The sequence below is a fragment of the Acinetobacter sp. 3657 genome (assembly GCF_031456775.1).
In the GTDB taxonomy this organism is placed as follows: Bacteria; Pseudomonadota; Gammaproteobacteria; order Pseudomonadales; family Moraxellaceae; genus Acinetobacter.
The window spans coordinates 1-10,430 of sequence record NZ_JAVDVH010000025.1 but is presented as its reverse complement, the minus strand read 5'-3'; the positions used below and the strand labels follow the sequence as shown (position 1 = coordinate 10,430).

The window sequence follows — 10,430 nt, the reverse complement described above, 5'->3', positions numbered from 1 at the left end:
AAGACGATCCAGATACTGATGCACTCATCATGATCGGTGAGATCGGTGGTACAGCGGAAGAAGAAGCAGCTGAGTTCATCAAATCTAACGTGACTAAGCCTGTAGTAGGTTATATCGCTGGTGTAACTGCACCTAAAGGTAAGCGTATGGGTCACGCTGGCGCAATCATTTCTGGTGGTCAAGGTACTGCTGAAGAGAAATTCGCTGCATTTGAACGTGCGGGAATGGCTTACACTCGTAGTCCAGCTGAGCTTGGTTCAACAATGATGCAAGTATTGAAAGAGAAAGGTTTAGCGTAATTCGTTAGATTTTAATCTGAAAAAAACCCCAATATTTTTTATTGGGGTTTTTTATTGGGGCGAATAAATAATTACTCAGATTTTGGCTTTAAGTTCTGAGTCAAACCATTAATATCACCGCCTTGTAAGCCAAGTTCACTCATCAAGCTATCAATCAATGGTGCTTGTGAGCGGTAGCGTAGGGCACTATTCACGACTTGATCAGATAAAGAAGCTTGGCTATTTTCAACTGCTTCGCCAGATCCGCCGCTTCCACCAGCAAAACCACCTAAACCATTGACCTGTAAAATCTTGATGTCATCAATATTTTCCATTGGTTTAACACTTTCACGAATAATATCTGGTAAGTGTTTAAGAAGTGCTAAGCGTACTTGCATTTCTACCTGTTCAGCAGAGAGTACGTTGGCTGCTTCATTAACCGCACGTGTACCTTCAGCATCAACTTGGTATTGTTTTTCTAAGGCTTGAGCAAGCAATATTTTTGCATCGGCTTCACCTTTTGCTTTTAAGCGTACTTTTTCAGCTTCGGCTTCTGCCCCAATACGGACTGCCTCAGCTTCATCAGCAGCGGCCTTTTTACCTGCATCAGCTGCAACGGTAATCGCAATCGCATCTTTCTCGGCAGATTGTTTTGCTGCAACCAATTCAACGGCTTTCTGACGCTCTGCGCGTTGTGTTTCACGTACAGTGATGACTTCTTCTTCTGCTTTTACTGCTTCAGCACGTGCTTTATCGGCTTGCGCTTTGGCTTCAGATTCAGCACGAGATTTTTCAGCAATGGCAATGGCACGATCTTGCTCTGCCAGTTCAATGGTTTTCTTTTGTTCGACTTCTGCTTTTTGAATGAGCTGTGCTTTTTGAATATTTTCATTTTCAACATCACGTGCCGCAGCAATACGCTTCAATTCAACTTCACGTTCAGCAGCAATACGTGCTTCTTCAGCTTCACGTTTTTTGCCAGCTTCTTGAGACGCAATTTCAGCCGATTGTTCAGCTTTTCGAATTGAAATTTCTCGCTCTTGTTGTAGTTTTGCGTATTCTTCTTCACGTGAAATTTCAAGACGTTTACGTTCAGCTTCTAAATCTTTACTGCGAATGGCAAGATCCGTATCTTGTTCGATATCGTTACGTTTTTTACGACGATCCTCAATGGTTTCTGTCAGCTTGGTTAAACCTTCAGCATCGAACGCATTTTGTGGATTAAAGAATTTAAAGCTGGTTTGATCCAAGCCTGTCAATGACACTGTTTCAAGCTCTAAACCATTCTTTGATAAATCTTCTGATACCACTTGCTGAACTTTTTGCACGAAGTCGACACGTTTCTCATGTAGCTCTTCCATTGCCATTTCTGCGGCAACTGCGCGTAAAGAGTCTACAAACTTACCTTCAACTAAATCTTTTAGTTCAGGTGGGGACATGGTCTTTCTACCCAGCGTCTGAGCAGCCGTTGCAATTGATTCAGCCGTTGGTTTAACGCGAACATAAAACTCAGCCATAACATCGACACGCATACGATCACGGGTAATTAAAGCTTGGTCGGCAGCACGTTTCACTTCTAAGCGTAAAGTATTCATATTTACAGGAATGATTTCATGTAAAACTGGTAGTACAATCGCACCACCATTTAAAATGACTTTTTCACCGCCCCAACCTGTACGTACAAAAGAGACTTCTTTACTTGAACGTGTATATAATCGAGCAATTACAACACCAATAAAAATCAGTACAGCAAAAATAATACCCGTAATAATTAGAATTTCAGTCAATGCTGAAGTAAGCATTTAAATACCCTCTATGTAAATAATATAAAAAATTAAGTGGCAATTGCTTGAAAGCCAATTTTGGTTCTTTGCGTTAAAATAACGTCTTGTCCTTGATGAAATATAATATCAAGTTCTGGTTCAACCAAGACATAATGTGTCTGACCAAATTGGTCTTTAACTTTCGCTTGAGCAGGGGAGTTGGGTTTTGCTTCCCCCAAAATAATCTGTGCGGTAAGTCCAATCAGTTCATCACTATGAATCGCGGTGGTTTCATCTTTTGGGATAATTTTTGCAACGAAAGCAGCGCTATAGCGCACAATAGGCATACAAAGAAACAGACATGCTGGTGCGATCAACCAAGCTGAAAAATAATGCTCAGTCAAAAGGAAAAAAATATTCTGAATAATTAAGCCAGTTAATCCATAAGCGGTTAGAAAAATGATCAGCCAAATTAATAGTGGAACTTTACCTAGATATAACCATTCTAGAAGTTGAGTAAATACGTTATTTGAATGTTCAATCGAGACATCGGCATTATTGATTTCAGTTAGGCTATCTGGTAGAAATTGTTCAAAGAAACTAGAGCTGCCACCCAGTAATAATAAAATGATTTCAAGAACACCAATAAATAAACAGAGCAGTAATGCAATGCTAAAAATAAAATTGGATGGGTGGGTGAGGAGTTCTAAAATCATTCGCATTACTCTTATTTCTTTTTTTGAAAGAATTAATAAATTTTTATAAAAATAAAACAGTTATAAGGATAAATGTAAGTGACTTTAAATTCAACTTAAATTACGCGTTGTTGCAGGCGAAAAAAAACGCAATGATTGGGGTGATCACTGCGTTGAACAACGAATCTGTTTAAAACAGTTTCGGTTGAAAAGGAGAAATGTCATGAGATTAGTGTTTGCTAACCTACTTCGCTATATTATTTAAAAACCTGACCAGATTCATGGGTATTCGTGTTACCTACTGTTAATAGATGTTAATAAGTGACAAAAAGTGTTAGTTTTTGATTTTAAAGAAAAGTTCTTAAATTAGACTTAAATCAAGTGTTTATACAAAAAAAGCCCATTTTGTGGACTTTTTTTGTGAAAAATAAACTAAATTAGAATTTGAATAATCCTAATCCTGCTTTTACTTCATCCAGCGTTTGCTGTGTAATATCTCGGCATTTTTCAGTACCTTGTTTGAGAATATCCATGATGTAATCAGGATCTTTCTCTAGCTCTGCACGACGATCACGGATTGGGGCGATCAGCTCCTGTAAAATACCTTCTAGGCGTTTTTTCACCGCACCATCACCTAAACCACCACGACGATAATGTGCTTTTAACTCTTCTACTTCTGCTTTGTTTGGATCAAAAGCATCGAGGTAAGTAAATACAATGTTACCTTCCACTTGACCTGGATCTTCAATTCGCAAGTGATTTGGATCGGTATACATCGCGTTCACAGCTTTTTTGATGTCTTTATCTGAAGCATTTAACACAATAGTGTTGCCCAAAGACTTCGACATTTTGGCTTTACCATCGAAACCCGGTAAACGCGCCATATTTGATAATAATGCTTTGCATTCAGGCAATAGATCATGACCAATTTGGCGGTTGACACGACGAACAACTTCGTTAGTTTGCTCAATCATTGGTAGCTGGTCTTCACCGACAGGGACAACCGTTGCTTTAAATGCAGTGATATCTGCTGCTTGAGCGATTGGATAACACAAGAAACCCGCTGGAATATCGCGTTCAAAGTTACGAAGCTGAATTTCTGCTTTTACGGTTGGATTTCGCTCTAAACGCGCTACGGTAACGTAGTTGAGATAAATCATCGTGAGTTCATTGAGCGCAGGCAAACAAGACTGTACACAAATGGTGGTTTTACTTGGGTCAATACCGACCGCTAAATAATCTAACGCAACTTGCAAAATGTTATTGCGTACTTTTTCTGGATTATCAGCATTATCCGTGAGTGCTTGGGCATCCGCCAATAAAAGGTGTTGATGATGACTATCTTGTAAACCTACACGTGAACGTAATGAACCGACGAAGTGTCCGAGATGAAGTTGTCCAGTAGGGCGGTCGCCTGTCAAAATGATTGGGCGATTATCAGCATTACTCATGATATGTTCCAAGATTCAGTGATTTGATCAATATAAGATTGGGATTATTGTACGGTAAATAATTTTTTTTCGTCAGCGATTGCTTCAAATTTTTATTAAATTAATGTTGTGAATTTATTGAGTGATTCTACAATAGTAAAAATAACTACAAATTAGGAAATAAAATGGCCAGTGGTCTATTGTTATTACTCGATGATATTGCAACGGTATTAGATGATGTGGCGGTCATGAGCAAAATGGCTGCAAAAAAAACAGCAGGTGTATTGGGAGATGATTTAGCGCTCAATGCACAACAAGTGAGTGGTGTTCGTTCGGATCGCGAATTACCCGTTGTTTGGAGTGTTGCAAAAGGGTCGTTTGTAAATAAATTAATTTTAGTCCCATTAGCGTTGTTGATTAGTGTTTTTGCCCCATGGTTAATTAACCCATTATTAATGATTGGTGGCTTATTTCTTTGTTATGAGGGCGTGGAAAAAGTAGTCCACACATTCCACCATAAAAAAGCAAAAACGGCAGAAGAAGCAAATGAAAGCCTACAAGAAGTAGAGGTTGATTTAGAGAAGTTTGAGAAAGAAAAAGTAAAGGGCGCAATTCGTACCGACTTTATTTTATCTGCTGAAATTGTGGTGATTTCGTTAGGTACCGTTGCAACAGCAGCATTTATGACTAAAGTGTCAGTATTAAGTGTTATTGCAATTGCCATGACCATTGGGGTCTATGGTTTCGTCGCGATGATTGTAAAAATTGATGATTTAGGTTTGTATTTAACCCAACAAGTTTCTGAATTTAAAAATAAAATAGGACGTGGATTACTCGCTTTTGCCCCTGTCTTAATGAAAACTTTATCTATTGTTGGGACGATTGCGATGTTTTTAGTCGGTGGCGGCATCATCACACATACGATTCCATTGCTACATCATTTGACTGAAGAAACAGTAGATCATTTAGAACTTATTCCTAGTGTCGGCTCAATCATTGGTGCTGTAACACCGACATTGATCAATTTTGGGATCGGTTTAGTTGCTGGTGTGATTGTATTGATTGTCGTGGGTCTTATTCAAAAAGCATGGTCAAAAGCATCTGCTTAGAAAGAGATCGTCATCATTGTAAGCGTGTGAGGTGTTTATGCGTTGGAAAGGTCGTCGAGTGAGTAGCAATGTTGAAGATCGTCGTGGTGGTGGCGGAGCAAAAGCTGGTGGTATTAGTATTATAGGTTTGGTAATCGCTTTTGTTGCATGGAAATTTTTTGGCGTTGATCCACAGCAGGCTTATCAGGCAACCCAAGCAGTGACAAGTGCTCAACCTACCCAAGATGGGAGTGTGCCTCAAAACTTAACCGCTGATCAAAAAGAAGCCAGTGATTTTGTTGGAACCATTTTGGCTGATACAGAGGATACGTGGACACCTATTTTTCAGCAAATAGGAATGACTTATAAACCACCTAAGTTGGTTTTATTTAGTGGCGTAGTTCGTTCTGGTTGTGGTTCGGCACAAGCGGCTATGGGGCCATTTTACTGTCCTGCTGATCAGAAGGTTTATATTGATACCTCTTTCTTTAAAGATATGCGGCAGCAAATGGGCATTTCGGGAGAGCAAAATCAAACAGAGCTTTCTCGTCAAGATCAAGCGGGTGATTTCGCTCAAGCTTACGTAATTGCTCATGAGGTTGGACATCATATTCAAAATTTATTGGGTATTTCGAGTCAAGTGCAGCAAGCACGTGCTCAAGCGAGTCAAACTCAAGGCAATCAACTTTCAGTTCGTTTGGAGTTGCAAGCAGATTGTTTTGCTGGGATTTGGGCGCACCAAAATCATCAACGCACTCAGTTTCTAGAGCAAGGGGATATTGAAGAAGCGATGGATGCTGCCAAAAAGATTGGTGATGACTATTTACAGCGACGTGCTACGGGGCAGGTCGTACCAGATAGTTTTACTCATGGTAGCAGCGAGCAGCGTATGCATTGGTTTCAGCAAGGTTTGAAATCAGGTGATATTAATCAATGCAATACCTTTGGCTAAGTAGCTGATATTTTTCATTTGTTTCTTATTTGTACAGAGGGTTTCTATTGATTTTTTAAAGTCTAGCGAATGATATTTTTAAAATTTAGATGAAATGTAGTGTTTTGAGTTGAGAACAATAAAGAGGTTGTATGGGTAATTATATTCTTTTACAAGCATTAACGGTGATTTTTGCATTATCCATAGCAACGACTATTTTTAATAAACGTATATTGGGTTTCCCACAAGCCATAGGTGTGCCTATCGTTTCTGCAATTTTTGTTTTTATATTGCAGTGGGGTGCAAGTTTATTGAGTGGTAATCAGTTTATTACTATTAATATTCATAATATTGAAGCTGCTGTAAGAAATATCGACTTTTACGATTTTTTAATTAACGGTGTAATTTGTTTTATCTTAACTTCATCCGCTTTGAAATTTAAGATCTCAGACTTAAGGAATTATTGGAAGCCAATAAGTATTTTAGCCACGATTGCATTGGTACTCTGTGCTGGTTTTTATGCTGGGTTATTATATTTATTTCAATGGCTGATTGGCTATCATGTCCCATTTATTGTTTTATTACTCCTTGGCGCAGCCTTGGGTGCAACTGATCCCATTGGTGTTAAAGGGGTGTTGAGCTCGATTCGTGCACCACATCATCTAATGGTTAAGCTAGAAGGCGAGTCGTTGTTTAATGATGCAATGTGTATTGCCTTATTTATGACGTTGCTCAATGTTATACAGGGTGAACACTTTTCATTAATCGCAACAGTTGAAACCTTGTTATATGAAATTATTGTTGCTGTGATCATTGGTTTTGCATTTGGGTTGGGTATCTTGCGTTTGTTGCGTGGCAAGCATGAAATGGAATCATTGATTTTAACCACGGCTTTACTTGCAAGCGGTTCGTATCTCGTTGCTTTATTTGCTCATGCCTCGGCGCCTATTGCATGTGTTATTGGTGGTTTGATTGTTGGGAACAAATGGCATGAAATTCGTGAGCAGCGCGAAATACGTGAGGTGAATCACTTTTGGCATACCGTCGAAGGGATCATTAATTCATTCCTTTTTACCTTAATTGGTTTAGAGTTATTTATTTTAGACTTAAATGCAGGTTTGATTATTGGAGGCGTTATTGCTTTCCTTATCTTGCATTTATCTAGATTCGTCGCGAATTTTTCTGCATTTGCTTTGTTCCCTTCGTTTCGTAAAAAGAGTTATAACGGGAGTCTAGCGATTTTATCTTGGGGTGGTGTGAGAGGAGGTATTTCGCTAGCATTGATTCTTGCTGTTGCAAATATTCCTGCACTTAGCGCCTATAGTAGTATTTTAATTGGTTATACTTTTATTAGCGTATTGCTATCTGGTGTGGTGTGTGGTTTGGGCTTGCCAGCAGTAATGAATGCTTTTTATTATAATCCGAATACGGAAACTAAGGGTTTAAAGGGTTTTTATCAACGCATGTGTAATAAGATGAATCGACGTGGTTTTAAATACATTATTGGTGAGGATTCGGCAGGTAAAGAAATTATTACAATTTATAATCCAGAAGTTTTATTAGATCAAAAGACTGAGGATGGAGTTGCAACCATGCATCATCCAAATAAACGAGAAGAAGTTAGACGTTTGGAGGACCCTGAAAATTTTTAATATTAAATTGCTACGCTAAGTTATTAATATAGCGTATAAAAAATAGATTATTTATATAGGGAGGAGTAGTTTAAATCTGATTTATTTATTTAATAAAAGTTAATACAGTTTTCATATCTATTGATGCTTTAATGTAATTTAAAAATCAAATAAATAAAAAAAAATATTAAAAAATAAAAGCTTGAATTTTCTTGTGAACTCGGGCTTGTCACTCAAAACTATTTTTTTTTGAGGACTGTTTAACATTTTTAAAAATTGGTTTAGAGTAGAAGTGATAACTGTATCGGATGTAAAAATACAAAAATACGTGAAATTTTAGCACTTTAATTGATAAGCAGTTGAAAACAAATACATTATAATTGAGGAACAGGACCATGTCTGAAATACAAATAATTTCCAAGGAAAGTCATAAAACGCTTTCTAATACAATGGATAATACGGCTGTATTATCCCCCTCTCAACCCGCTGTTGTACTTGTCAAAATAAATATTCAGGACGTTGCGCAAGTTAAAAGAGATGGAACGAATGCTGTTGTCTTTTTGAAAAATGGAGAACAGATTGTTATTCAGAATTTCTTTGCGAGTGACAATAATCAAAACCTAGATAATAGTTTGGTCTTTCAAGGAAGTGATGGGAAGTTAATCTGGGCTAAATTCAAAGATTCAGAAAGCGACTCGGATGCTGATTCAGACGCTGATGCTGATGCGGACGCTGATGTCGAGCCGAATATGGAGGCGGCTGTCTATCTGGAGGAAACACCCGTTGCGGTACCCGCTGTAATTCAGACACCAGTTTCAGATGCTGTTTTTCAACCGATCGATTCAATTACACCGTTGCTTTACCATGATGGTGGGATAAGCCCATGGTTATGGGGTGTTCCACTCGTTGCAGGCGGAATTATTGCTGCAGCAAGTAGTGGTGGTAGTAAAAACCGTAATGACGAAAGCGATTCCGATGCTGATGCGGATGCTGATGCCGATGCTGATGCTGATGCCGACGCGGATGCAGATGCAGATGCTGATGCTGATGCCGACGCGGATGCTGATGCTGATGCTGATGCCGACGCGGATGCTGATGCTGATGCTGATGCCGATGCGGATGCTGATGCTGATGCTGATGCTGATGCCGACGCGGATGCTGATGCTGATGCTGATGCCGACGCGGATGCTGATGCCGACGCGGATGCTGATGCTGATGCTGATGCTGATGCCGACGCGGATGCTGATGCCGACGCGGATGCTGATGCCGACGCTGATGCTGATGCCGACGCGGATGCTGATGCCGATGCCGATGCGGATGCTGATGCTGATGCCGACGCGGATGCTGATGCTGATGCTGATGCCGACGCGGATGCTGATGCTGATGCCGACGCCGATGCTGATGCTGATGCTGATGCTGATGCCGATGCTGATGCTGATGCCGATGCTGATGCCGATGCCGATGCTGATGCTGATGCCGACGCGGATGCTGATGCTGATGCCGACGCGGATGCCGATGCCGACGCCGATGCTGATGCTGATGCCGATGCTGATGCTGATGCTGATGCTGATGCTGATGCGGATGCCGACGCTGATGCTGATGCTGATGCCGACGCCGATGCTGATGCCGACGCGGATGCGGATGCTGATGCTGATGCCGACGCGGATGCCGATGCCGATGCCGATGCCGATGCGGATGCTGATGCTGATGCCGACGCGGATGCTGATGCTGATGCCGACGCGGATGCTGATGCTGATGCCGACGCGGATGCTGATGCCGACGCGGATGCTGATGCCGACGCCGACGCGGATGCTGATGCTGATGCTGATGCTGATGCCGACGCGGATGCTGATGCTGATGCTGATGCCGACGCGGATGCTGATGCTGATGCGGATGCCGACGCTGATGCTGATGCTGATGCCGACGCGGATGCTGATGCCGATGCCGATGCTGATGCTGATGCCGACGCGGATGCTGACGCTGATGCGGATGCTGATGCCGACGCTGATGCCGATGCTGATGCTGATGCCGACGCGGATGCTGATGCGGATGCCGATGCCGATGCCGATGCCGATGCCGATGCTGATGCTGATGCTGATGCTGATGCCGACGCGGATGCTGATGCCGATGCCGATGCCGATGCCGACGCGGATGCCGATGCCGATGCCGATGCCGATGCTGATGCTGATGCTGATGCTGATGCCGACGCGGATGCCGATGCCGATGCCGATGCCGACGCGGATGCTGATGCCGATGCTGATGCTGATGCCGACGCGGATGCTGATGCCGATGCTGATGCTGATGCCGACGCGGATGCTGATGCGGATGCTGATGCTGATGCCGACGCGGATGCTGATGCTGATGCTGATGCTGATGCCGATGCCGACGCTGATGCTGATGCCGACGCGGATGCTGATGCCGATGCTGATGCTGATGCTGATGCCGACGCGGATGCCGATGCCGACGCGGATGCTGATGCCGACGCGGATAGTGATTCAGATACTGAAGCTCCAGTGGTCACGCTTGATGAAGTGGTCACCAACGACAACACACCTGAATTGACAGGTACAGTTGATGATCCAGAAGCGACCGTGGTTGTCACCATTGATGGTGT

7 protein-coding genes and 1 pseudogene are annotated in these 10,430 nt (G+C 41.9%); 5 read left to right on the top strand and 3 right to left on the bottom strand.

The genetic code is table 11. The features are described 5' to 3' along the window. Positions 1 to 299, top strand: a pseudogene (locus tag J2Y37_RS15710) (succinate--CoA ligase subunit alpha); the annotation flags it as partial. Between the two features lie 71 nt (positions 300 to 370). On the opposite strand, the gene J2Y37_RS15705 reads toward J2Y37_RS15710, so the two are convergent. The 3 genes from J2Y37_RS15705 to trpS all read right to left on the bottom strand — a co-directional run bounded on the left by J2Y37_RS15705 (position 371) and on the right by trpS (position 4,187). Beyond that, a complete protein-coding gene (locus J2Y37_RS15705) occupies positions 371 to 2,080 on the bottom strand; it encodes a flotillin domain-containing protein (protein ID WP_241322250.1) in 1,710 nt (569 codons plus the stop codon). Positions 2,081 to 2,112: 32 nt separating this feature from the next. Further along, entirely contained in the window at positions 2,113 to 2,757 is a 645-nt protein-coding gene (locus J2Y37_RS15700) for a YqiJ family protein (RefSeq protein WP_241322252.1), read from the bottom strand. A 416-nt stretch (positions 2,758 to 3,173) separates the two neighbouring features. Then, complete coding sequence (trpS, locus tag J2Y37_RS15695) at positions 3,174 to 4,187, bottom strand: tryptophan--tRNA ligase (RefSeq protein ID WP_005195577.1); 1,014 nt, start codon at positions 4,185 to 4,187, stop codon at positions 3,174 to 3,176. A 164-nt stretch (positions 4,188 to 4,351) separates the two neighbouring features. On the opposite strand from trpS, the gene J2Y37_RS15690 reads away from it, so the two are divergent. The 4 genes from J2Y37_RS15690 (at position 4,352) to J2Y37_RS15675 (ending at position 10,378) form a co-directional block, all read left to right on the top strand. After that, a complete protein-coding gene (locus J2Y37_RS15690; RefSeq protein WP_349033406.1) occupies positions 4,352 to 5,275 on the top strand; it encodes a DUF808 domain-containing protein in 924 nt (307 codons plus the stop codon). Positions 5,276 to 5,312: 37 nt separating this feature from the next. Beyond that, positions 5,313 to 6,206, top strand: coding sequence for a neutral zinc metallopeptidase (locus J2Y37_RS15685; protein ID WP_349033405.1), 894 nt, complete (start codon positions 5,313 to 5,315; stop codon positions 6,204 to 6,206). A 131-nt stretch (positions 6,207 to 6,337) separates the two neighbouring features. Then, positions 6,338 to 7,837, top strand: coding sequence for a sodium:proton antiporter (locus J2Y37_RS15680; RefSeq protein ID WP_349033404.1), 1,500 nt, complete (start codon positions 6,338 to 6,340; stop codon positions 7,835 to 7,837). 900 nt (positions 7,838 to 8,737) lie between these two features. Continuing rightward, positions 8,738 to 10,378: a hypothetical protein gene (locus J2Y37_RS15675; RefSeq protein ID WP_349033403.1), complete on the top strand. Its 1,641-nt coding sequence runs from the start codon at positions 8,738 to 8,740 to the stop codon at positions 10,376 to 10,378. Positions 10,379 to 10,430: the final 52 nt, after the last annotated feature.